The 23072-nt window shown below is 63.2% G+C and carries 18 protein-coding genes; 5 read left to right on the top strand and 13 right to left on the bottom strand.

The annotated features are described in order from the left end of the window. The first annotated feature begins 119 nt into the window (after positions 1 to 119). Positions 120 to 3806 (top strand): choice-of-anchor I family protein, encoded by a 3687-nt coding sequence (locus tag AB0O81_RS09780; RefSeq protein WP_363583703.1) that lies wholly within the window; start codon positions 120 to 122, stop codon positions 3804 to 3806. 68 nt (positions 3807 to 3874) lie between these two features. On the opposite strand, the gene AB0O81_RS09775 is transcribed toward AB0O81_RS09780, so the two are convergent. From AB0O81_RS09775 to AB0O81_RS09735, 9 genes are all read right to left on the bottom strand, one after another. Beyond that, positions 3875 to 4963, bottom strand: coding sequence for an FUSC family protein (locus AB0O81_RS09775; protein ID WP_363583701.1), 1089 nt, complete (start codon positions 4961 to 4963; stop codon positions 3875 to 3877). A gap of 102 nt (positions 4964 to 5065) precedes the next feature. After that, positions 5066 to 7240, bottom strand: a complete 2175-nt coding sequence (locus tag AB0O81_RS09770) for a YhgE/Pip domain-containing protein (RefSeq protein ID WP_363583699.1) — start codon at positions 7238 to 7240, stop codon at positions 5066 to 5068. Further along, on the bottom strand, positions 7237 to 9408 hold the full coding sequence (locus AB0O81_RS09765; protein ID WP_363583697.1) for a YhgE/Pip domain-containing protein: 2172 nt from the start codon (positions 9406 to 9408) through the stop codon (positions 7237 to 7239). The genes AB0O81_RS09770 and AB0O81_RS09765 overlap by 4 nt, the downstream gene beginning before the upstream one ends. A 216-nt stretch (positions 9409 to 9624) precedes the next feature. Continuing rightward, the gene (locus AB0O81_RS09760; RefSeq protein WP_363583695.1) at positions 9625 to 10788 is read right to left on the bottom strand and encodes an acetyl-CoA C-acyltransferase; all 1164 of its coding nucleotides are present in this window, start codon (positions 10786 to 10788) and stop codon (positions 9625 to 9627) included. Positions 10789 to 10831: 43 nt separating this feature from the next. After that, entirely contained in the window at positions 10832 to 10969 is a 138-nt protein-coding gene (locus AB0O81_RS09755; protein WP_363583693.1) for a hypothetical protein, read from the bottom strand. A 30-nt stretch (positions 10970 to 10999) separates the two neighbouring features. Beyond that, the gene (locus AB0O81_RS09750; protein ID WP_363583691.1) at positions 11000 to 11554 is read right to left on the bottom strand and encodes an AAA family ATPase; all 555 of its coding nucleotides are present in this window, start codon (positions 11552 to 11554) and stop codon (positions 11000 to 11002) included. Positions 11555 to 11595: 41 nt separating this feature from the next. After that, positions 11596 to 11991 (bottom strand): hypothetical protein, encoded by a 396-nt coding sequence (locus AB0O81_RS09745; RefSeq protein ID WP_363583689.1) that lies wholly within the window; start codon positions 11989 to 11991, stop codon positions 11596 to 11598. Between the two features lie 83 nt (positions 11992 to 12074). After that, the gene (locus AB0O81_RS09740; RefSeq protein ID WP_363583687.1) at positions 12075 to 12644 is read right to left on the bottom strand and encodes a dihydrofolate reductase family protein; all 570 of its coding nucleotides are present in this window, start codon (positions 12642 to 12644) and stop codon (positions 12075 to 12077) included. Positions 12645 to 12942: 298 nt separating this feature from the next. Continuing rightward, a complete protein-coding gene (locus tag AB0O81_RS09735) occupies positions 12943 to 13197 on the bottom strand; it encodes a helix-turn-helix transcriptional regulator (RefSeq protein ID WP_363583685.1) in 255 nt (84 codons plus the stop codon). A 70-nt stretch (positions 13198 to 13267) separates the two neighbouring features. On the opposite strand from AB0O81_RS09735, the gene map reads away from it, so the two are divergent. After that, a complete protein-coding gene (gene map / locus AB0O81_RS09730) occupies positions 13268 to 14044 on the top strand; it encodes a type I methionyl aminopeptidase (protein ID WP_363583683.1) in 777 nt (258 codons plus the stop codon). Between the two features lie 302 nt (positions 14045 to 14346). Further along, positions 14347 to 15828, top strand: coding sequence for an HNH endonuclease (locus AB0O81_RS09725; RefSeq protein WP_363583681.1), 1482 nt, complete (start codon positions 14347 to 14349; stop codon positions 15826 to 15828). 177 nt (positions 15829 to 16005) lie between these two features. On the opposite strand, the gene AB0O81_RS09720 is transcribed toward AB0O81_RS09725, so the two are convergent. From AB0O81_RS09720 to AB0O81_RS09705, 4 genes are read right to left on the bottom strand one after another with little or no spacing between them, the layout of a single operon-like run. Beyond that, positions 16006 to 17187: a bifunctional 2-methylcitrate synthase/citrate synthase gene (locus AB0O81_RS09720; RefSeq protein ID WP_363583679.1), complete on the bottom strand. Its 1182-nt coding sequence runs from the start codon at positions 17185 to 17187 to the stop codon at positions 16006 to 16008. A 1-nt stretch (position 17188) separates the two neighbouring features. Then, on the bottom strand, positions 17189 to 18091 hold the full coding sequence (gene prpB / locus AB0O81_RS09715; RefSeq protein ID WP_363583677.1) for a methylisocitrate lyase: 903 nt from the start codon (positions 18089 to 18091) through the stop codon (positions 17189 to 17191). After that, positions 18091 to 19617, bottom strand: a complete 1527-nt coding sequence (locus AB0O81_RS09710; RefSeq protein ID WP_363583675.1) for an MmgE/PrpD family protein — start codon at positions 19615 to 19617, stop codon at positions 18091 to 18093. Before AB0O81_RS09710 ends, prpB begins: the two co-directional genes overlap by 1 nt. Beyond that, positions 19614 to 20294, bottom strand: a complete 681-nt coding sequence (locus AB0O81_RS09705; protein WP_363583673.1) for a GntR family transcriptional regulator — start codon at positions 20292 to 20294, stop codon at positions 19614 to 19616. Before AB0O81_RS09705 ends, AB0O81_RS09710 begins: the two co-directional genes overlap by 4 nt. A gap of 157 nt (positions 20295 to 20451) precedes the next feature. Here AB0O81_RS09705 and AB0O81_RS09700 point away from each other — a divergent pair, with 157 nt between their 5' ends. Further along, positions 20452 to 21393: an ABC transporter ATP-binding protein gene (locus tag AB0O81_RS09700; RefSeq protein ID WP_363583671.1), complete on the top strand. Its 942-nt coding sequence runs from the start codon at positions 20452 to 20454 to the stop codon at positions 21391 to 21393. Further along, positions 21390 to 23003, top strand: a complete 1614-nt coding sequence (locus AB0O81_RS09695; RefSeq protein ID WP_363583669.1) for a polyketide antibiotic transporter — start codon at positions 21390 to 21392, stop codon at positions 23001 to 23003. The genes AB0O81_RS09700 and AB0O81_RS09695 overlap by 4 nt, the downstream gene beginning before the upstream one ends. Positions 23004 to 23072: the final 69 nt, after the last annotated feature.

Here is a 23072-nt window from a genome sequence, read left to right as displayed (position 1 = left end):
TGCGTCAGACCCGCACAGCAACACGCGAGTGTTGCGCGGTGTTTGCCGTCTGGTCACCACGCACAGGTATTACTCAGGTGCGCAATCGCGCGCCTCCGTCACCAAACTCGAGGATCACGATGCCCCTGCATTCATTCCGCCGTACTGTCGCGATGACAGCTGTGGCGGCGCTCACCTGCTCACTCGCGGTCGCCACCGCTTCCGTGGCTTCAGCCGCAATCGTTGCCACTCCACCCGCCTACTCAGCTGACGGCGCAGCGCTCTCGCTCGCTCCGATCGGCAGCTACGAAACAGGCATCTTTGACGAATCAGCCGCTGAGATCGTTCAGGCATACGGCGACCGGCTGTTCGTCGTAAACGCTGAGGCTGGCTCGGTCGATGTGCTCGACTACACCGACCCCGAGGCGATGGAGCTACTCTTCTCACTCAGCTCCGACGGAGTCGCCAACTCGGTCGCTATCCGCGAAGACGGCCTCGGTGTCATTGCCATGGAGGCCCCCACCAAGACTGACGCGGGCCACCTGCTCTTCTTCGACGCCAACGCTGCCGATGCCGCAGCCGCAGCGCTCGGCGCCGTCACCGTAGGCGCTTTGCCCGACATGGTGACCTTCTCGCCCGACGGCGCATACGTCGTCTCGGCAAACGAGGGTGAACCGAACGACGACTTCACGATCGACCCTGAGGGAAGCATCAGCGTGGTTGCCGTACCGGCGACGCTCACCGCCCCTGCCCAGAGCGACGTGCAGACAGCAGACTTCCACGCTTTCGAGGCTGACGGCGCGCTCGACGCAGACGTTCGCGTCTTCGGACCCACGGTTGGCGATGACTACCCCGTAAGCCGCAACCTCGAACCTGAATATGCAACGGTCGTCGGTGGCACCGCCTACGTCACCTTGCAAGAGGCAAACGCGATCGCGGTGGTCGATTTGGCTTCCGCCACGGTCACCTCGGTCGAAGCTCTGGGCTTCAAAGACCACAGCGTTGTAGGCCTCGATGCGAGTGATCGCGACCCGCGCGATGCTCCGACCTTCAACATCGACACTTATGAGGGCCTGTACGGCATGTACATGCCCGACGCGATCTCGTCGTACACCGCTGGCGACACGACTTACCTCGTGACGGCCAATGAGGGTGACGCACGCGAATGGGGCGACTACGAAGAGCCCGTCCGTGTCAAGGATCTCGAGGACGACGGCTATGGCCCCGTCTGCGAGACGGCCCCCGTCGCCGACTACCTCGAAGACGAAGATCTCGGTCGCTTGAGCGTCACGATCGAAAACGGATTCAACTCCGATGCAGGATGCTACGACTCGCTCTACGCGTTCGGCGCACGTTCCTTCTCGATCTGGACGACTTCGGGTGACCTCGTCTGGGACTCCGGCACCTCGTTTGAAGAAGTCACTTACGCCGCCGCCCCCGACTTCTTCAATTCGAACCACTCCGAGTCGAACCTCGAGGGACGCAGTGAAGACAAGGGCCCCGAGGCCGAGAGCGTCACGATCGGCGAGCTGAGCGGGCGCACCTATGCGTTCGTCGGCTTCGAGCGCGTCGGTGGCATCGCCGCGTACGACATCACCGACCCGGCAGCATCCACTTTCGTCACCTACATCAACAACCGCAACTTCGCGGAGTCGGTGGAAGACGGCGGCGATCTGGCAAACGCTGGTGACCTCGGCCCCGAGGGCATCGCGTTCATTCCCGCCGCCGAGTCGACCACGGGCACGCCGCTGCTCGCCGTCGGCAACGAGGTATCGGGAACGACCACGCTGTTTGAGATCACTGACATGCTCGCACCGACGACTACCGAGGTCACGGTGTTGACGATCAACGACTTCCACGGCCGCATCGAGCAGAACCTCTATGGCGGCGAGGCCGGTGCTGCTGTGCTCGCCGGTGCCGTGGACTCCTTCGAGGCAGAGAACCCGAACACGCTGTTCGTCTCGGCGGGCGACAACATCGGCGCGTCAACGTTCACCTCGAACGTGGCACAAGACACCCCGACCATCGACGCACTTGTCGCAGCCGGCCTTGATCTGGGAGCGGTGGGTAACCACGAATTCGACCAGGGTTACCTCGACATCACTGATCGTGTGCTGCCTCGCTTCGGCTCTACAGCGCAGGGCTTGGGCGCCAACGTGTACGACCGAGCTACCGGCGACGCCGCGCTCGATGAGTACGCAATCGAGACGATCGACGGGGTGCGCGTAGCCTTCATCGGCACCGTGACCGAAGACACCGCGAATATCGTGAGCCCGACAGGAATTGCGACGATCGAGTTCGGCGATCAGCTTGAGGCTGCCAACCGTGTGGCCGACGAACTGGCCGAAGGCGACATGGCCGACGTCATCGTGCTGCTCACTCACAGCGGTTCCGCGACGAGCGAATGCTCGGCTGTGGCAAGCGACGCTTCGAAGTACGGCGAGCTGATTCGTGAGGCATCGCCTGACATCGACGCAATCGTGTCGGGTCACACTCACCAGACCTACACGTGCGAGGTTGCCGACACCGAGGGCAACGATCGCCCGGTCATCCAAGCTCACCAGTACGGAACGACGTTGGGCAAGCTTGACTTCACCGTCGACAACGACACCAAGGAGCTCATCTCAATCGACACTGAGCTGGTTCCCCTCGTCGTCGGTGGCGCGGCCGCCTACCCCGCTGACGAGACCGTCGCGGCGATCGTCGCTGAGGCGAAGGCCGATGCTGACGTACTCGGAAATGTGGAGTCTGGCACCATCAGCGCAGATATCCTGCGCGGCGGAACGCCCTCGGGAAGTGACCGTGGCGTCGAGTCAACCCTCGGCAACACCGTCGCCGATGTCTACCTCTGGGCAACGTCGAACGACGACTACGCGGGCACGCCGGCTGAGATCAGCATCATGAACCCCGGTGGGCTTCGCGACGACCTGCTCTACGGTGAAGATGGCACCCTGACTTACCGTCAGATCGCCAACGTACAGCCGTTCGCCAACACCCTCGTCACCGTCACCCTCACGGGTGCGCAGCTCGAGCAGATCCTCGAAGAGCAGTGGCAGCCGGGCGCTGAGCGACCCAAGCTGCACCTCGGTATCTCTGAGGGCTTCAGCTACGAGTACGTCGAAGACGCGGCTGCCGGTGAGCACATCGTTTCGATGACGCTCGACGGTGCTGCAATCGCCGCAGATGACGAGTTCACCGTGGTGACCAACTCGTTCCTCGCCGGTGGTGGCGACAGCTTCTTCACCTTCGCCGAGGGCACCGACCGCACCGACACCGGCCAGGTCGATCTTCAGGCAACGATCGCGTACTTCGAAGAGTTCGAGGTTGTCGACCCCGCGCCGCTCGGCCGCGCTGTGCCCGCGGGTTCGACCGATCCGGTTGACCCGACCGACCCCATCGATCCCACTGACCCGGGTGACGGCGACGGAGACATCTCCGGCACCGACTGGGCAACGATCGACATCGGATCGGGCTCCGTCGAGCAGGGCGGTTCGCTGCCGGTGGACATCTCGGGACTTGAGGCTGGCCAGCAGATTGGCGCCACCCTCTACAGCGACCCGATCGTGATCGAAGGCATTCCTGCCGCCGGCACCGACGGCACCGTGTCGTTTGTGGTCAGCATTCCCGCTGACCTCGAACTTGGCGCACACACGCTGGTGATCGAATCCGACGGCTTCGACGACATCGAAGTTGCGGTCACGGTGGTGGCGCCGGGTGCTCTCGCCGTGACTGGTTCACAGTTGCCGTTGGGGATCGCGTTGTTCGCGGCACTGATGTTGGCCTTTGGTGCAATTGCGCTGATGGCTCGTCGTCGGCCGGTTGCGTAGCATCCTCTGAATGATCGCTTTGCGGCCTCGACCTTCGGGTCGGGGCCGCTTTGCGTTTGCGCTCTAGATCAGGTTTGTTCAGGACCGCTGAACGGCATCGATGCGTCAATGATGCGTCGCAGCGACAACCCCACCGTCCATCTGTCGGAGCGATACGTGATGTGCCCGCCCTCTTCTCGTGCGAGTGCGTCGAGGTATTCGCTCAGCATCTGTTCAGCGATCTGACGCTGCTCATCAGGAGCTGTCGTGCCGTCAAATGCGGCGACGAGGTCGGCGCTGGACCGAACTGACGCTGCACAGTAACGGCGGGCGTCTGCATCGACGAATACCACCCCCGACTCAGCTAGTCGAGCCAGCACGGCAATGAGATTCTGTGCATGAAAGGCCATGCGCTCAAGCGATCTGAGGCGGCGATCATTGCTGCGCTGCTCGCCACGATGTCTTCGGGCTCGGGGGTTGGCTCGACTGCTCTCTTGAGCGCTGCGGACGTCGGAATCGACCTCGCGCAGGAGTTCATTCAACCGCTCCGCAGAGGCAGCGAGCGCAGTAGCGTCGACTGATTGCTGCTCTATCTCATCAGCCACTCCTACAAGCGCGTCATGCAAGGCATCGCGCAAGGCCGAGAGCTGCTCGTCAGCCTGTTTGAGATACAGAGGCGGGATCACAACGAGGTTGACCACTACCCCCACAACCACACCCCAGGCCATGGTGACGAGGTACGACAGTGAGTAGCCGTCTACGTCGCGGCCGCTGAGCAACATCACGAACAGCGCGGCCACCGCCACCCACTCGCGCCCCGCCCCGAGCGCGCGCACGCCACCCAGCGCAACGCCGATCCCAACCACGAGCGCCATCGCGACCAGTGCCGGCACGCCCCACAGCACGAGCGTCACCCCCGCAACACCCAGCCCAATTCCCAGACTCAGTCCCAGCAATGCCTGAACGCCCGACTTCGCTGAGGCCGCCACCGTGGGGTACATGCTCACCAGCACGCCCAGAGGCGCGTAGTACGCGTACTGTGCGTCTGCGAAGGGAACGTAAGGCGCGCTCACCCAAGCGATCGCCGCAGCAAGCGCGGTCTTTCCTGCGAGCAGAAGTCGCGATCGATCGGTCATCTGTCGCCACCAGGTCGCCACACTCGACGTCGGTTGAACCATGCGATCACCCCCCAACCCATTCTGTGGGTCGGGGTGGTTTCGCACACCGACTTGACGCAAGCAGCAAGCGCGACTAGCGCGCCCGATCGGGCTGCGGCCGCGCTACATGAGTTTCGTCGAGTGCAGCATGCTTTCCATCTTCTCGTTCACCCCGATGAGAGGCTTGCGCAGCACCAACCCGAGCAGCAGCATCGGGAGCAGGAACGCGAGCAGCCACCCCAGCGAGATCCAATAGCCAGCGCGGTAGATGCCCGCCATCGCGGCGCGGAAGGCATCAATCGCGTGTGTGGCAGGCAAGAACGGACTGACGTTCTGGAACCAATCAGGAAGCAGCACCAGCGGGTATGCGCCACCCGCGCCAGCGACCTGGATGACGAGCAGGAAGACGGCCAGCGCTTTTCCGGCATCGCTGAACGACACGACAAGCGTATAGATGATAAACGTGAACACGGTCGAGGTAACCCAACCGACCAGAATGAAGAGGAACGGGTGCGCGGGTTGAAGCCCCACGATCAGAATGTTCCCCAAGAACACCAAGGTGCTCTGAGCCAGACCGAGCACGGCGAATAGGCCATATCGACCAAGGAACCTCTCGTGAAGCTTGAGTTCCTTCCCGCTGCCGAACGGCCGCGACGGTGGGTCAACGCGCAAGGTCACGCTGAGCAGCAACGCACCGACCCACAAAGCAAGCGTGGAGTACAGCGGCGCCATGCCAGCCCCGAAGCTCACGATGGGATACAGGGGCCGCCGATCAATGCCCACGGGGTCCGACAGCGCGGTGGCCAACAGCTCTGGGTCTGAGCCGATGACTTTGCTGACCTCAGCGAAATCACCCGTGTCGATCGCGGTGGAAAGCGAGTCCACCACAAGCTCGAGTTCCGCGGCGGTGTCACCCAGCATGGTGGCGAGCTCGGTGTTCTGTGCCGCCGCACTCTCAAGCACATCTGTGACACCGTTCGCAGTGGCGTCTAGGCCAGACACGTCCCCCGAGATACCCGCGAGGCCTGCACTCAGCGTATCGAGCGATGCGGCAAGCTCATCAAGAATGGGCTTGAGATCGTTTGAGTAGACCGCGCCAGCGTTATCGAGTGACGACTGCGCAGCGACAATCCGCGAATCGATGTCGGCGCGGAACTCCTGAAGATCACTGTCGCCGGCTGTGATGCCGGTGGCCGCAGCGCTGAGCGCGTCTCGCAGTTCCTGCTCGTTTTCGATCGCGTCATTGAGCCCGTCGATGACTGCCTGCAGAGCAGGGAGATCTTCCTCGGGCAAGTTCGGCGCAACATCGTCAACCAACCGATCCCGCAACTCAACATGCTGCTCGATAAGGCTGTCGAGGTCGGTGACGACGTCGTTGATCGATTCGACACTGGCAGCAGCCGCGTCTGCCCCGGCCGAGAACACGCGATCAACCTCAGCGGAGAAGTTGCCGAGCTGAGTCGAGCTGGCGGCGAAAGCTGCAGTCAGTGCATCTGCGGCACGAATGATGGCAGCGTCCGCTTCCTCAGCGGCGCTGAGACCCTCCTGCACGTTGCCGGACGCCGCTGACAACTCCGACTCCACCTTGTCGAGCAGACTCGCGCCGCCCTCGACCAGCGGAACACTCGCCTCGAGAATTCCGGTGAACATCGTCGCGGTGCCTGATGCAGCCCGCAGTTGCGTAGCCACATCGCTCAGGTGAGCCTCAATGCGCAGGAATGCAGCCTGAGAATCGGCGCTGTCCAGGTTCTTCACTATTGAAGAGACGAGACTCAACGCGATATCAGTCAGTTCCTTGGTGAACTCGGAATTGATCTTCGCCGAAAGGTCGTCGGCACCTTCGCTGGTGATCAGAGGCGCGAGCGGGTTCGACTTGTCATTGGTGTAGAAGTCAATGTGAGTTTGTTGCGAGCCGTCACGGTAGAACGTGAGCATCCGCTCACTGAAGTCCTCCGGCAGCACCATCGCGGCGTAGTAGTCCCCAGATTCAGTTCCGGCGATCGCATCTTCCTTGGTGGTGATGATCCAGTCCATCTGGTCGTTCTCGCGAAGTGCCGATTCGACCAGGCTTCCGACGTTCAAGTGGAGTGGGATCAGCGGACTGGTGTAACCCTCATCGACACTTGCCACGGCAACTTTGAGGTTCTTGGTGTTGTCGAACGGCTCCCAGCTGCCGACCACGTTGAACCAGGTGAACACCGAGGGGATGGCGATAAGTCCGCACAGCACCACAACCGCCATGACGCTACTCGTCGCGCGACGCACGTCGGAGCGAAACTGCAGCAAGATTCCCTTCATCGCTTCGACTCCAATTCTGCGAGTTGCTCACGCAATCCCGCTTCGGGCATCTCGCCGACCTCAGTGGAGAGACGAAGGCTGAATCGGATGTACTCCAACGTGATCAACGCGATGAAGACGATGAAGAGCCACACGACCCAGAGGCCGATGAACTCGAGTTTCGCGTCGGGGAAGATGAATCCGAGTGCGGTGAGCGCCACCACTCCCACTATTCCCACGATGACGATCGCTCGACGATAGCCACGGTATGACCGCGCAAACGGCTCGGTACGTTTCCTCAGCTTCTCGTTGTAGTCAGAGCGGTCTGCCAGCGCACGCAACACGTGGTTCAGGCGATAGCCGCGGCCAGCGGGTTCGCCATCCTCGCTCGCGAACAGCTCTGTGTCGCGCACTTCGCTCGTGAATAGCCGCGTGACATTCGAAACGTGGGGCCGAAGCACAAGCCCGAGGAAGAATGACAGCGCAGCGAACACGGCCAACATGCCGAGGTAGCGCCAATAGGCGAACCCGGCAAACCCGCTAATCACCTCCCGCATAGCGTCGATGCCATAAGTGAAGGGGAAGAACGGGTACAGCGATTGGAAGAACTCCGGCATGAGTTGGATCGGATAGATGCCGGATGCACCGGGAATCTGCAGAATCACAAGGATGATGGCGAGTCCCTTGCCGATGTAGCCGAACGTGACCGAGAGCGCGTAAATGACGCTGAGATAGGCCAATCCGATCAGCATCGGCGTCACGACGAAAGCGAAAACGTTGACGTGCTGAACCCCGATGATGAGGTTGCCGATGCTCAAGGTGATCGTCTGCAGCAACACGATGCACGCGAAGAGCGAGAACCGACCGAGGTATTTCTGCCGTTCCGTCGCGTCGGGAATGCCTTCATCGTCGACGTCGAGCTTCAAGATAACGACGAGCACGAATGCGCCGATCCACATCGACAGGTTGATGAACAGCGCGCCCATCAGCGAGCCGTATGACGCAGTCGGGAAGATCGTGTGCTGGTCTACCTCAACGGGTGTGGCCATGAACTGGGCGATCTGTTCAGCGTTCAGACCGGTGAGCGCTGCGAGGTCTTGGAACAGCGCTGCGCTGCCTATCGTTTGCAGGTCCGATATCGCCCCATCCAGGTCTGCTTCCAGGGAAGCGAGGCTGCTGTCTAGACTGCTGAGCGCTGCCGATGTCTGCTCGAGTTGGTCGTCGAGACCCTCCAGCAAAACGGAAGATTGTCCGAGAATGACCTGCTGTGCATCAACCGCAGCCAGGAGCGAACTACTCGCCGCGCTTACACGTCCGACTGCCTCTAGAGCACCAGCGACGGCTTCGCCAACTTCCGCGGATCCAATCACTTGCCCTGTCGTTGCCTCGCCGGCCAGCCGGAGCAGCTCTGTCTGCGCCTCGGCTGCGAGGCTGTTGACGTCGACCAGTGTTGTCTTCGTAGCGGCGAGGGTCGCTTCGATCCCCCCGAACGCAGCGACGCTTTGCTGTAGACCCTCCTGTGCGTCAGCGAGCGCGGTTTCAAGCGCGCTGAGGTCAGCTCGCGTTTGAGCGATGACCTCAGCGATCTCTTCCAAGTCGCCGATAACCTCGCCCTGCGCTGCCTCCGCGTCTGCTTCGACAGTGGCGCTTCCGTCCTGAATGCTCGTGACAACGGCTTGCGCAACTTGTTGATTGAACGAGTCGGTAATCTGCGTCTGCAGGGTGGTCGCCGCAGTATCGGTGATCTCGGGGGCGACGCCATTCTCTTTCTCGTTGACGTAGTAGATCAGCTTCGGCTGCGTGAAGTCGCCAGACGTGATGCTCAGCAGATCCGCTGAGAACGTTTCGGGAACGACGAACATGGCGTAGCTTTCACCGCTGAGCACCGACTCCATGCCCTCGTCCTCCGAGAGGAAGTGCCAGCCCAAATCGTCATTGTCTTTGAGCTGCGCCACGAGTTGATCGCCGACGTTCACTTCTCCCGCGAGCTCTTTATATGCCCCTTCATCGAGGTTCACGACCGCGACGCTCAGGTTCTTCGTGTTGTCGAACGGATTCCAAAACGCTGCGATATTGAACCACGCGTAGAGCGACGGCGTGATGAGCGCCCCACCGATAATGACCATCGCGAGCGGCACGTGAAGAAGACGTCTCGCATCGCGTTTGAGAATTCGCCAGACGTTGCGCATTCGTTCGCCCCTCCGACGATCATTCCGAACCATGAATCGGCAGCGGTCGTTGCACGCGCACGACTGCCCCACTTCATATGCATGGTGGCACGGAAGAATCTGCCATCATTCCCCAGAGGCGAAATCTCACCCTCGGTTCACCCGCTCGAGATGCGACAGGTCACACTTAGGCACCCGGCGCGTCACCCGGGGCGAGTTGCGTTGCGTGAGCAGCGGCTAGAGGCGCTCGATGATTGTCGCGTTGGCCATGCCGCCACCCTCACACATGGTCTGCAGTCCGAAGCGCCCGCCAGTGGCCTCAAGGTGCGCGACGAGCGTGCCAAGCAGTCTGGTGCCCGATGCGCCGACAGCGTGACCGAGGGCGATCGCGCCGCCCCAGGGATTGAGCCTTGCGGGGTCTGCGCGAAGCTCCTGCAACCATGCGAGCGGCACCGATGCAAACGCTTCATTGACCTCGTAGGTGTCGATGTCATCAATGCTGAGACCGCTGCGCTCAAGAATCCGCTTCGTCGCAGGGATTGGCCCCTTAAGCATAAACAGTGGGTCATCCCCCACGACGGCGAACGAATGGAAACGAGCGCGTGGGGTAAGCCCCAGCTCTTTCGCCTTCGCTTCGCTCATGATCAGCGAAGCGGATGCTGCGTCAGTCAGCGGCGACGAATTGCCGGGCGTAATCGCCCAGTCGATGTCGGGAAAGCGCGCGGCGAGTGCGTCACTGCGAAAAACCGCGGGAAGGCCGGCGAGTTTTTCTGCCGTGGTGGTGGCGCGGACGGTCTCGTCGATGGTGACGTCGCCGACGGCGAGAACCTGCGAAGCGAAGTTTCCTGCGGCCCACGCGGCAGCGGCGCGTCGGTGAGACTCGGCCGAGAACTCGTCGAGCTGAGTGCGCGAGAATCCCCACTTGGCAGCAATCAGCTCGGCCGACACACCCTGATTGACCAGCCCGTCAGGGTAGCGCTCTTGCATCAGAACAGAGGGGGAAGCATCCGCCCACGCAGACCCGAGTGGCACGCGCGACATCGACTCAACCCCACCCGCGATCACGATGTCGTAGGCGCCAGAGATGATGCCCTGCGCGGCGAAGTGAGCGGCCTGCTGGCTTGACCCGCATTGGCGGTCGATAGTGGTGGCGGGAACGGACTCGTCAAAGCCTGCCGCGAGCACAGCCTGGCGGCCGATGTTCATCGACTGGTCGCCCACCTGGCTGACGCAGCCGAACAGCACATCGTCGATCTGCGTTGATTCGAGCCCGTTTCGCTCAAGCAGGGCCCGCAAGGTGGTGGCCGCGAGGTCGACCGGATGCCAGGAACTCAGCGCGCCGCCGGGTTTGCCGCGACCGGCGGGGGTACGGACGACGTCGACGATCACCGCGGTGTGCATGGTTCGATCCTCGCACGCGGGAGCGGGCTGCGGGCGGGTGAGGTTATGGGGCTGCAGCTTCGCGCGCGGCGCGCTGCCCGCGGGCGGCGCCGACGATGACCCAGACCAGCAGCCCGCCGGCCGCCAGCAGCAGCACACCGGTCAGCAGGCTGGTGGTGATGATCGTCGCGTCGTCGGCCATGCCTTCACGGTACCGGGCAGGTGGGCCGCGTCACGCGGAGCGGAAAACGTCCACGGTTCGCTCGAGCGCGGTGAGCCGCTGGGCGCGAGTGCCCACGATCTCGACGGTGTTCAGGTCGTGGCCGATGACGTCCTCATCGGCGATGAAATCGAGCAGAGCATCGTTCATCGTCTCGCGAAGCGGAAGGTTCTCGTCGTCAGAGACGAAGATCTCGTCGCACGGGGTGAGGGGCAGGACAACCAGCAGATCGACATGCTGCATCGCCTCCCGGGTCACTTCGGTCAGACGTTCCATGAGCTCGCGCGAGCCGGTCGAGCCGTCGAGGTCGTCCAGCGCCCGGAGATACGCGAGGAAATCGAGGGGACCGCGCTCGGCGATCAGGCTTCCCTCGGTCTCGTCCGGGTGCAGTCGCGCCGCCGAGACGCCAAGCTGAGCGACGAATGACGCGGCACTCGTGGCATCCCAGAACACGTCCACCAACTCGAAAGGATCCGGCAGCACCGCGTATTCGGGATGACGATCCGCGAAATCAGATACGAGGGTGCTCTTTCCGCTGGCATGAGTCCCCGAGATGACGATGCGCATGCCGCGACTCTAGAACGAACAATGCCCGCTTGCGTGAATCGTCAAGCGGGCATGGCCAGTTCGCCAATCCCCATGGCGATGAACAGCGAGAGCACGGCGAGCGCCAGCGTTATCGGAACCATCGTGTAGCGCTCCGGCTTGCTCCGCGAGATCGCGTTCATCACCACGCCGAGCGCGAAGTAGGCGAACACCACCCACATCGCGATCTCGGAGAACAGCTCGGGAAAGAGGTCCACGGCACCCACCCGGTCCCACGCGATGAGGTCGATGACGCCGTAGATCACGATGGCGATCACGCTCCCGACGCGAAGCCGCGGGGGCAGCACGCGATGCTGGCCGCCCCAGGCGAAACGACCGAGCGGAGCGCCGAGGGCGAGTGCCAGCTGAAAGATGGCGAGGAGCAGCAGGATGACGGTCAGCGCGAGCGCGAAGATCATGAGTCTCACCGTACCGCCCGGTCGAGGGCAGCAGCAGGTTGGTACCGACGCGCGGTGTCAGATGGGCACCGACGCGCGGCGCGTCAGGCTGCGCCCGGCACGGGACGGTATCGCAAAACGGTGGCCCCTGACCGGAACTCCCGACGATCCACGAGTTCCAGCTGAATGCGGTCGCGCAGACCGGCCAGCAGCGTCGGCCCGTGCCCGGCGACGGTGGGGTGCACGACGAACTCGTATTCGTCGATCACGCCCAGATCCGCCAACGCTGTCGGAAGCATCACGCCGCCCACCCATAGCCCTTCACCGGGTACTTGCTTCAACTGCTGCACCGCGTGCGCCAGATCACCGCGCACCAGCTCGGAGTTCCAGTCGACCTCGGCCAGCCTGCTAGAGAACACGTATTTCTTGGCCTTGTCGATGGCGGCCGCGAACGGCACGTCCGACTCGCTCATCCAGTCGGGCCATGTGCCTGCCGAGGGCTTCCGCCAGGCGGACTCCATCATCTCGTAGGTCAGGCGGCCGAACAGCAGGGCATCGACGCGCTCCATCTCTGCGGTCCAATACGCCATCGACTCTGCATCCGGCGGGAGCCCTGCTTCATGATGGCAACAGCCATCGAGCGTGACATTGATCGAGTATCTGAGCGGTCTCATCTCACTGCTCCCGGAGGTCGGCGTCGACAGGGTTCACTGAGATCTTCCCACCGCAGAGCTTCGAGCGGGGGTTCAGTTTTGGGTGGTGGCGCCGGCAGGCCTGAGTCGAAGGGTCCGCAGCGATCCGGCCCGAGAGGCAGACGAATGGCCCGGCCAAAGCGTGAAAGCAGCTCGGCAAAGAGATCGGCGACGTCGTCCAGGTCACCATCAACACCCGCTGAGTTACACACCTGGCTCGAAGGGCGTCGAAAGTCATATCATCGGGCGGGCTCGGTAGCGCCGCTGGCGCCGGCGAACGTCATGCCAAGGTCGACGCCTCGACCTCGGCCCACAACTGGTCGAGCGAGAGGCCAACCGCGCCAGCGATCGCAGCGACCGTCTGGAACGACGGCGTGGCGATGCGGCCCGACTCGATCTTGCGGAGCGTTTCCGGTGATATTCCCGCCGCGAGCGCGACGTCCAGCATCGTTCGCGCGCCCCGCGTCTCGCGCAGCACCGCTCCGAGCCTGCGGCCGCGGTCGAGTTCGGCAGCGCTGAGGGGAAGTCGCACCATCACGGTGCCGATACTACTGCCGGAAATCTCCAGACCGGTATAGTTATCCCAACACTCGAGGGAGAACACGATGATCGAGATCCTGAGCCCCACGCAGGTCGACCAAGCCCGCGTGAGTGGTGCGCTCGTCGCCGACGTTCTGCAGGCCATGAAGTCGCGCGCAACTGTCGGCACGAACCTGCTGGAGATCGATGCCTGGGCGAAGGAGATGATCCTGGATGCTGGCGGCGTCTCGTGCTACGTCGACTACGCCCCGTCTTTCGGGAACGGACCCTTCGGCCACTACATCTGCACCGCCGTCAACGATGCGGTACTGCACGGCATGCCGCACGACTACGCCCTCGCAGACGGCGACCTGCTCACGCTCGATCTCGCTGTGCTGACGGGAGGCATCGCCGCGGACGCCGCGATCAGCTTCACTGTCGGTGAGACACAACGCCCGGAAGACCTCGCGATGATCGACGCGACCGAGCGTGCACTCGCCGCCGGCATCGCCGCTGCCCGCCCCGGCGCGAAGGTCGGCGACATCTCACGTGCCATCGGCACCGTCCTCAAGGGTGCCGGATACCTGGTCAACACCGAGTTCGGCGGACACGGCATCGGAACCACGATGCACGGCGATCCACACGTACCCAACACCGGGCGTCCCGGCCGTGGCTACCCGCTTCGGCCCGGACTCCTCCTCGCTCTCGAGCCCTGGATCATGGCCGACACCGACAAGCTCATCGTCGACGAAGACGGCTGGACGCTCCGCAGCGCAACCGGCAGCCGCACCGCCCATACCGAGCACACCATCGCGATCACCGACAGCGGCGCTGAGATCCTCACCCTCCCGTCTTCCCGCTGAGGCAGCCCCGCGCCCGGGCGTGCTCGCAGCGGGGTCGGCTACCGTGCGGCGCCGCGGTGAGGCGGCGAGATACCAAAACGCTGCGATCGAACGAGTCGACGGCTCGCGCAAGCGAGAACAGGCGTTCCCGCTGTCGAAGCTCGCAAGGCCAGCACGCTGAGATGCCCGATGGGGGCGCGGCAACTGAATGACAGCGACGCCGATTGCATACCCGCCAGTCGTTATGATCCCGTTACCCTAGCCGGTGAAAAACCCGCTCATACAGGGCTTTCAGTGTCTGACCCCCCGAATATTGTGTGGGTATGACGACATCCGCAACTAACCCCGCCGAGCGGCTCGCTGCCGCTGCGGCGCGAGTTGCGAATGCGGCGCCTGGCAACGCCGCCATCACGATCATCGGGCTGGACGACGACGCCCTTCTTACACTTCTGGCGGATGCCGCAGAGAGCCGCAATGCGCTCGACGTCATCGTCGCCGCAGCCACCGCAGAAGCGGCCCGCCGTTCGGTCCGCGAGAACGGCTACGACGGCCTCGCGCAACGCAAGGGCCACCGCAACGCCACCTCGCTCGTGCAACAGATCACCGGACAGAGCCGCGGCGATGTATTAAGGGCCCTCCGAACCGGCGAAGAGCTCGTGCCGCCCGCACCAGCCCCGACCGCAGACGTCCCCACTCCCTCCGCACCCGAGGTTTCGACGTGGCGGGCGAGCCTTCGCGAAGCACTGGCGTCAGGTCGAGTCAGTTCGGCTCAGTTCCAAGCAATCCGCACCGGCCTCGGCGAACCGCCCATCGAGCGATACCCCAACCTCGACCCTGACTTCCTACCCGCCGCGTGGGCTTCTGCCGTCGACACGCTGCTCGACGAAGCCAGCGATCTTCCGGTGGAAGAGCTACGCAACGCCGCACGCACAGCGCGCGACCGGCTCGACCCCATTGGAGTCACGCTCCGGTTCGAGGAGCGATTCGAAGCGCGCTCATTTCGCACATGGATCGACGAGCACGGCCAGCACCACGGGCGCATCACGTTCGACGACGAAGCCGCCGCCTTCGTGCAGGCGATGATTCAGGCAGCACTGCGTCCCCGCCGTGGCCCACGCTTCGTGGAATCTGACGCCGCACCCGATCCGGCCGACGTCGCCGCCGACGACGAGCGCTCCAACGAACAGCTGCAGTACGACACGATAATGGCCGTCCTCCGCACGGGAGCAGCCGCCGACCCGACGCAGTCGTTCGGCGACCGCCAGCCCGGCGTCCGCGTGATCGTCGAAGCCTCCGCGATCACGGCTGCGCACGACGGCGAACCGACCCGCGTCAAAGGCGTGGGACACGTCGAAGACGGCGGCGCGGCATTGCCGGGAGGGGTGATCGAGAAGCTGCTGTGCGACGCCGGTTCGGTGTCGATCCTCCACGACGAGTACGGTCGCCCCCTCGACGTGGGACGTGAAAGCCGACTGTTCACACGGAAGCAGCGAATGGCGATCGCCGAGCGTGACGGCGGATGCATGTGGCCGTCTTGCATTTCTCCGGTTTCACAGTCGGAGTACCACCACATCGACCACTGGGCGGAAGAACGGGGTCGAACCGACGTCGACGATGGCGTCCCTCTCTGCCGAAACTGCCACCTCAGGCTCCACAACCAGCGCTGGCGAATCACCCGACAACGAAATCCGCTGTCGCATCGCGATACCTATTGGCTCCATCCGCCACCCGACCCTGCGACGGGCGCGATCGGTGACCCGATAGACCTGCGCACCAAGTCCCCTCGGCGATTCGCCGCGGCGTAGGCAACTCAGCTAGTCAAGCTCGGCCCAAGCAACTCCGCTCGTGCGTGCCACAGCGAAGCCACCTCAGCTGTGCCGCCACCACCCGCGCAACTCAGCTATCTCACCCCAGCGGGGCCACCCAGCTACCTCACCCCCATGCGGCCAACTCAGCTACCTCCCCCAGCGGGGCCAACTCAGCTACTCCGCCTCGGGCGGGCGCTCCGCAGCCTCGACCACCGCGGCATCCGGCACATACCCCTCGATGTGACGCTCGTCCGGCCCGTTGTACTCCGACAAAGGGCGGATCAGCGCGTTCGAAGCGCCCTGCTCCATGATGTGGGCGGTCCAACCCGTTACCCGCGCTGCGACGAACAGCGGCGTGAAGGTCAATGTGTCGAAGCCAATCAAGTTGTAGGCGGGGCCTGACGGGTAGTCGAGGTTCGGGTAGATGCCCTTGCGCGAGACAAACTCGCTCTCGAGTGTGGCGTATAGCGCGGCTACCTCCGGGCGGTCGTAATGCGCCACAAGCGTGTCGAGCGCGGCCTTCATCGTCGGCACACGTGAATCCCCGCGCTTGTAGACACGGTGACCGAATCCCATGATCTTGCGCTTCTCGGCGAGCGCGGCATCCAGCCACTCCACGACGTTGTCAGCCGACCCGATCTCGTCGAAGATGTGCAACACGGCTTCGTTTGCGCCGCCGTGCAGTGCACCCTTGAGCGCGCCAATGGCGCCGACCACAGCCGAATAGAGATCGCTCGTGGTCGAGGTGATAACCCGAGCGGTGAACGTCGATGCGTTGAACGAGTGCTCTGCGTACAGAGTCATCGACTCGTTGAAGGCGTCGACAACGAGGTCATCCGCTTCTTCACCAAACGTCATCCAGAGAAAGTTCGCCGCATAGTCGAGATCGTCACGCGGCGCCACGATCTCTTCGCCGCGACGACGTCGCTGCCCGTAGGCGACGATCGCGGGGATGACCGCGAACAGGCGAACGCTACGTTCAAGGTTTTCTTGGGCGCTTCCACCGGCATCAAGCACCGAACCGTTGCCGGCGAGGTCGCGTGCACCGATGAGGCTCACCGCCGTGCGCACCTCGTCCATCGGGTGCGCGTCGAGGGGAACGAGATCGATCGCTGCCTTCACATCGGCAGGCAACGCACGGTTCTCGCGCTCCGTCGCGCGAAGTTCGGCGAGCGCAGCGTCGGTGGGCAGCTCTCCGTTCCACAGCAGGTAGGCCACTGCCTCGAACGGCTGTGTCGCCGCCAGCTCTTGCACCGGATAGCCCCGGTACAGCAGCGAGTTCGTCTCGGGGTTCACTTTCGAGACTGCCGTGTAGTCGACGACGACCCCGGCAAGCCCCTTCTTGATATCTGTCATCTCAGTCCTTCGCAATCTCAAAGTTGAAGATGTCTTGGTCAAAGTGGTTGTACTGCTCGTAGTCGATCAGTTCGTAAAGATCGGCCCGGTGCTGCATCTCGTCAAGCCTGTTCGTGAGATGTCCCTCGTCAAGCAGGGTATCGAGCGCTCGGGATGCTGCCCCCATTGCGATGCGCAGCAGCGACACCGGCCAGATGACGATATTGACCCCGGCGCTGCGAAGCTGCTCGCTTGAGAACAGCTCACTCTTGCCGAACTCGGTCATATTGGCGAGGATCGGCACGTCGAGAGCGGTGCGCATCGCCTCGAATTCGGCAAGGCTGCGCATCGCCTCGGGGAAGATCGCGTCAGCGCCAGCATCCACCAGAGCCTTCGCCCGGTCGATGGCGGCATCGATTCCGTCAACCGCAGCGATGTCGGTGCGAGCCATGATCAAGAAGTTCGGATCACGCCGCGCATCGACCGCCGCGCGAATGCGCTTCACCGCGGTGTCTTCGTCAACCACGGCTTTGCCATCGAGGTGACCACAGCGCTTCGGGTTGATCTGATCTTCGATATGCGTACCCGCAAGGCCTGCGTCTTCAAGCGTCTGGATCGTGCGAGCGACGTTCATCGGCTCACCGAACCCCGTGTCGGCATCGATAATCGCAGGGAGGTCTGTCATGCGAGCGATCTGTTGACCCCGGCTCGCCACCTCGGTCAACGTCGTGAGTCCGATGTCGGGCAGCCCGAGATCAGCAGACAGCAGCGCACCTGAGATGTAGACGCCCTCGAAGCCCTTGCGCTCAATCATGCGCGCGCTCAGCGGGTTGAAGGCGCCCGGAAAGCGCAGCAACTCGCCCGACGCGAGCCGTTCGCGGAACAGCCGGCGCTTCTCGTGCGCAGCAACAGTGGAATAGAGCATCAGAACAAGCCCTTGGGGGCGGGAGCAGCTGCAAGCACGCCCGACTTCGCGACGATGGTCAACGCGCGCACCTCATCGACAGTGAGTTCTGGCAACCGTTCAGCCAAGTCGAGGAACCGCTCGATTTCGGCTTCTTCGAGCACCGGCTCTGCGAGCAGGCGAAACTTGCGGATGTAGTCCTCACGGGCGAACGGCCGTGCACCGAGCGGGTGCGCATCGGCAACCGCGATCTCATCTTCGATCACCGTGCCGTCGGTCATCGTGATCACCACTCGCCCGCCGAATGCCTTCTCGTTGGGGTCTTCGGAGTGGTAACGACGCGTCCATTCGGCGTCTTCTGCCGTCGTGATCTTGTGCCACAGCGCGACGGTGTCTTCGCGACTGGCGCGTGAAGGCGCATATGAGTCGACGTGGTGCCAGCCGCCGTCTTGCAACGCCACAGCGAAAATGTATGGAATCGAGTGATCAAGCGTCTCGCGCGACGCGGTGGGGTCGTACTTCTGTGGGTCGTTCGCGCCCGAGCCGATCACGTAGTGCGTGTGATGTGAGGTGTGCAGAACGATCGACTCGACGTTGGCAGGGTCCATTGCCGCCGGCGCTTCGCCATGAAGCTTGCGTGCCAGGTCAATCCACGCCTGCGCCTGATATTCGGCGGAGTGCTCTTTCGTGTAGGAGTCCAGAATGCCGCGCTTGGCTTCGCCCGTCGCGGGCAGGGGCACCTCGTACGAGGCGTCTGGGCCATCGAGCATCCACGCAATGACGCCGTCTTCACCTTCGTAGATCGGTGACGGTGAGGTCTCACCGCGCATCGCACGGTCGACAGCCTCCACCGCCATCTTTCCGGCGAATGCGGGGGCGTGCGCCTTCCAAGTCGAGATCTCACCCTTGCGCGATTGCCGCGTAGCCGTAGTGGTGTGCAGCGCCTGTCCAACAGCCTGGTAGATCGTCTCGGCGTCGAGGCCCAGCAGGGTTCCGATCCCAGCGGCAGCCGAGGGTCCGAGATGCGCCACGTGGTCGATTTTGTGCTTGTGCAACGAGATCGCCTTCACCAGATCGACCTGAATCTCATACCCGGTTGCGAGTCCGCGCACCAGCGCACGGCCGTCGATACCGACGTGCTGCGCTACGGCCACAATCGGAGGAATGTTGTCGCCGGGGTGCGAGTACTCTGCCGCCAAGAAGGTGTCGTGGTAGTCGAGCTCGCGTACCGCAACACCATTCGCCCATGCTGCCCACTCAGGAGAGGTGCGGCGCTCAAGTATGCATCCGAAGACGCTCGCGCCCTGCCCACCCACTGACACCGGGTGATCGAGTGCCTGCTGGCGAGCGGCGCTCACCGGTGCACGAGAGATCGAAGCTGCGGCCACTGCGGCATTGTCGATGACGCGGTTGATGATCATGTCGACGACTTCTTGCTCGACCTCGACAGGATCCACGGCGATCTCAGCGATGCGCCACGCAAGCTGGCCTTCGCGCGCGAGGTTTTCGTCACTGCGGTGGACGCGAAGGTGGTGATTGACGGTCATGCTGCTCCTTGGATCGATTGCGATGCCGCGCCTGGCGACCCGCCCGAAGGCGAATCGAGGGCGGTCAGGATGCTGCTCAGCGCATTGTGCAGGTGCACGTGGGTTGCGTGAGCAGCCAAGTCGGCGTCACGTGCCGCGATAGCGGACGCGATCAGTCGGTGCTCGGCGGCGGATGCTGCGAGCCGCTCAGGATTGTCGCGCGCCAATCGGCGCACGCGAACGAGGTGGGTGCGCACGTTGCGCAATGCTGAGGTGAGGTAGTCGTTGACCACCGCAGCATCCAGCTGCGCATCAAACTGGGCGATGAGCGAGTAATACGCATCGAGGCCGTCGCCGCGAGTAAGAGTTGATTGGCTGAACGCTCTGGCGAGTTCCGCGAAAACTGCCGCGTCTCCCCGCTGTGCGGCAAGGCGCGCTGCAGTCTCTTCCAGTGCGCGACGAAGCTCAAAGAGTTCGCGGATGTCGCTGGTATCCACGTCAGAGACCACGGTGACTCGAGGCGACTGCTGCACAACCAGCCCGTCGGTTGCCAAGCGGCTGAGCGCTTCGCGCAATGGTGTGCGACTGACGCCGAGCCGTGTCGACTGCTCCACTTCGGCTAACACAGTGCCCGGTGCAAGAACGCCAGACTGGATCTCCTCGAGCAGCGCAGCGTAGGCACGATCACTCGCCCGCATGTGCACCTCCACCGACCAACATCGATCCACAGTGTATACACAAACCGCATTCGGTGCCACTCTTTGCGCAGCGAATCTCTTTTTCGTATACAAAGCAATGATTCGGGTTGATGGTATGCATTCACAAAGTCATGGAGCGAGCGTAAAGTCAACCACCATGAGCGAACTCATCCGCACGCGTGGCCTTACGAAGCAGTACGGAAAGGTCCACGCCCTCGACCGCCTCGACCTCTCGGTGTCGGAGGGTCAGATCCACGGCTTCCTCGGTCCGAACGGGGCTGGCAAATCGACCGCGATCCGAGTTCTCTTGGGGCTTGCACGAGCCACCGATGGCGAGGTGACCGTGTTCGGCGCAGACCCGTGGCGTGAGGCAGCATCCCTCCACAAACGCATTGCGTATGTGCCTGGAGACATAAGCGTATGGCCGAATCTCTCGGGCGGCGAGGCAATCGACTTTCTTGCGCGACTCCGAGGGGCACACCGAAAGAGCGCCGCATATCTCAAGAGCAAAGACCGACTGATGACCACGTTCGATTTCGACCCCCGCAAGAAAGGGCGCGCCTATTCCAAGGGCAACCGCCAGAAGGTTGCGCTGATTGCCGCGTTCGCAGTGCCCGCCGATCTTTACATCCTCGATGAACCCACGAGTGGTCTCGATCCTCTGATGGAAGTGATCTTTCGCCAGGAGGTCGCTCGCGTAAAAGCCGAAGGCGCCACCGTGCTGCTATCGAGCCACATCCTCTCTGAAGTTGAGTTGCTTTGCGATCAGCTGAGCATCATTCGCGCCGGGCGAATCGTCGAAAGCGGCACTCTCGCAGATCTGCGCCACCTCACGCGCACCGAGGTCTCTTTCGAAGGCTCGGATGCGGCACCTGCAGCAGCTCTCACTGACGCGCACAATGTGGTCGCCGAGCAGGGTCGCGTCACATTCACCGTCGACACTGATCGCGTCACCGCTCTGTTACCCACCTTGACCGAGTGGCAGGTCACCGGGCTCAGGGTCACGCCACCTTCGCTGGAAGAGCTGTTCTTGCGCCACTACGGCTCCACTACCGACGCGAACCCGCATGCCGGCGCGACACGAGCAGCATCCCAATGATCGGCGCACTGCTCGCGCAGCGGGCCAGGCGTGACGGTCGACAGCTGTCGATGTGGGTCGTCGGCACCGCCGCGATGGCAGGCCTCGGCTACGTCGGGGTTGTCAGCTCGTTCGCGACCGAACAAGAACGCGCCGCGTTGCTGGCGGCAGCCCTCGCCAATCCCGTCATCCTGCTGTTTCGCGGCCTGCCGTCGGGGGCAGAAGAAGCAACGTTCATCATCTTTCTCATTTTTCCGTGGCTGGCCATCCTCGCGTCAATGATGAGCTTGTTTCTCGCTGTGCGGCATACCCGTGGCGACGAAGAGGAAGGGCGCGGCGAATTGGTTGCTGCCACACCCGCCGGCCGCACCCTGCCGGTGATCGCAACGGCGGCTCACGGCATCATCGCCAACTCCGCGCTCGCTTTGCTGACTGCAGCCGCCTTCGTCGCGGTGGGCCTAGACCCGGCTGGTTCTCTTATCGCTGGCGGCGCTGCCGCGGCGGTCGGCGTCACCTTTCTCGGAGTGGGTTTGTTGGCAGCACAGTTGATGCGCACGTCGCGCGGCGCCAATGCGTTGTCGGTGTGGATCATGCTGACGACATTTCTCATCTGCGGGTTCGGTAACGCCATAGGCACCCCGAGCGACGACCTCACCCGCATGGAGAGCTCGTGGCTCACCTGGCTTTCACCATTCGGCTGGGGTGAGAACGTGCGCGCATTCTCTGACAACCTCCTCTGGCCATTGCTGCTCTGCCTCGCGCTCGGCGGTGTTCTCTCGGCGACGGCAATCCTGATGGCATCACGACGAGATCTCGGCGAGAGCTTCGTCGCTGAGCGGCTCGGTCGAGCATCGGCGACCCCCGCACTCTCCACCTCGACCGGGCTTGCATGGCGGCTCGCACGTGGCGGCGCGCTGGGCTGGGCGATCGGTGGTTTCTTGGTGGGAGTTCTGGCCACAACACTCGCAACCGTCGTCGAAGAGATCGGCGCCGAAAATCCATCGGTGCAAGAGATGATCAACCAAATAGCCGGGGTGGGAGATGTCGACCAGGCGACTCTGACGACCTTCTTCACCATGCTGGGCGTCCTTGCGGCCTGCGCCGGTGTTCAGGTGATCTGTCGTGCACGACAAGAAGAAACTCGCGGTACCGCCGAGATCGTCCTTGCCGCCCCTCTCGCCCGCGTGCGCTGGCTCAGCGGGTATCTGGTGGTTGCGTTCGTTGTCGTGCTGATCGTTGTCGGTGCCGCATTCGTCGGCGCCGCCATGGGCATCGCTTCGCAGGACTCATCGTGGCATCTGATGCGCGACGCTCTGGTGACCGGGAGTGGCCAGGCGGTCGCCGCGTTCGTGTTCGCCGTCACCACAGCACTCATCTTCACGCTCACGCCTCGCCTGACCATCCCTCTCGGGTGGGCCCTCATCGCGTTTGCTACGGTTTTGGGCCTGTTCGGGCCTGTATTCGGTCTGCCCGACTGGCTGGTGCACCTTTCACCGATCGGCGTCGCTCCCATCGTCAGCGGCGACGAGATTGACGCGCGAGGGCTCTGGTGGCTTGCGGGGGCCGTAATCGTCGGAGCACTCGCAGCGCTCTCACTAATGCGTCAACGAGAACTCGCCCCGGCCGAATAGCCGAAGCAGCAAGCAGCCGACTGCGCCGTTTCGTACATTCTCGCGCCGGGCGCTTGTGGGCGTGAAAGA

Origin of the sequence: Microbacterium sp. NPDC076911 (assembly GCF_040687125.1) — a bacterium.
Taxonomy (GTDB): domain Bacteria; phylum Actinomycetota; class Actinomycetes; order Actinomycetales; family Microbacteriaceae; genus Microbacterium.
This window is presented reverse-complemented; position numbering and strand designations above follow the sequence as displayed.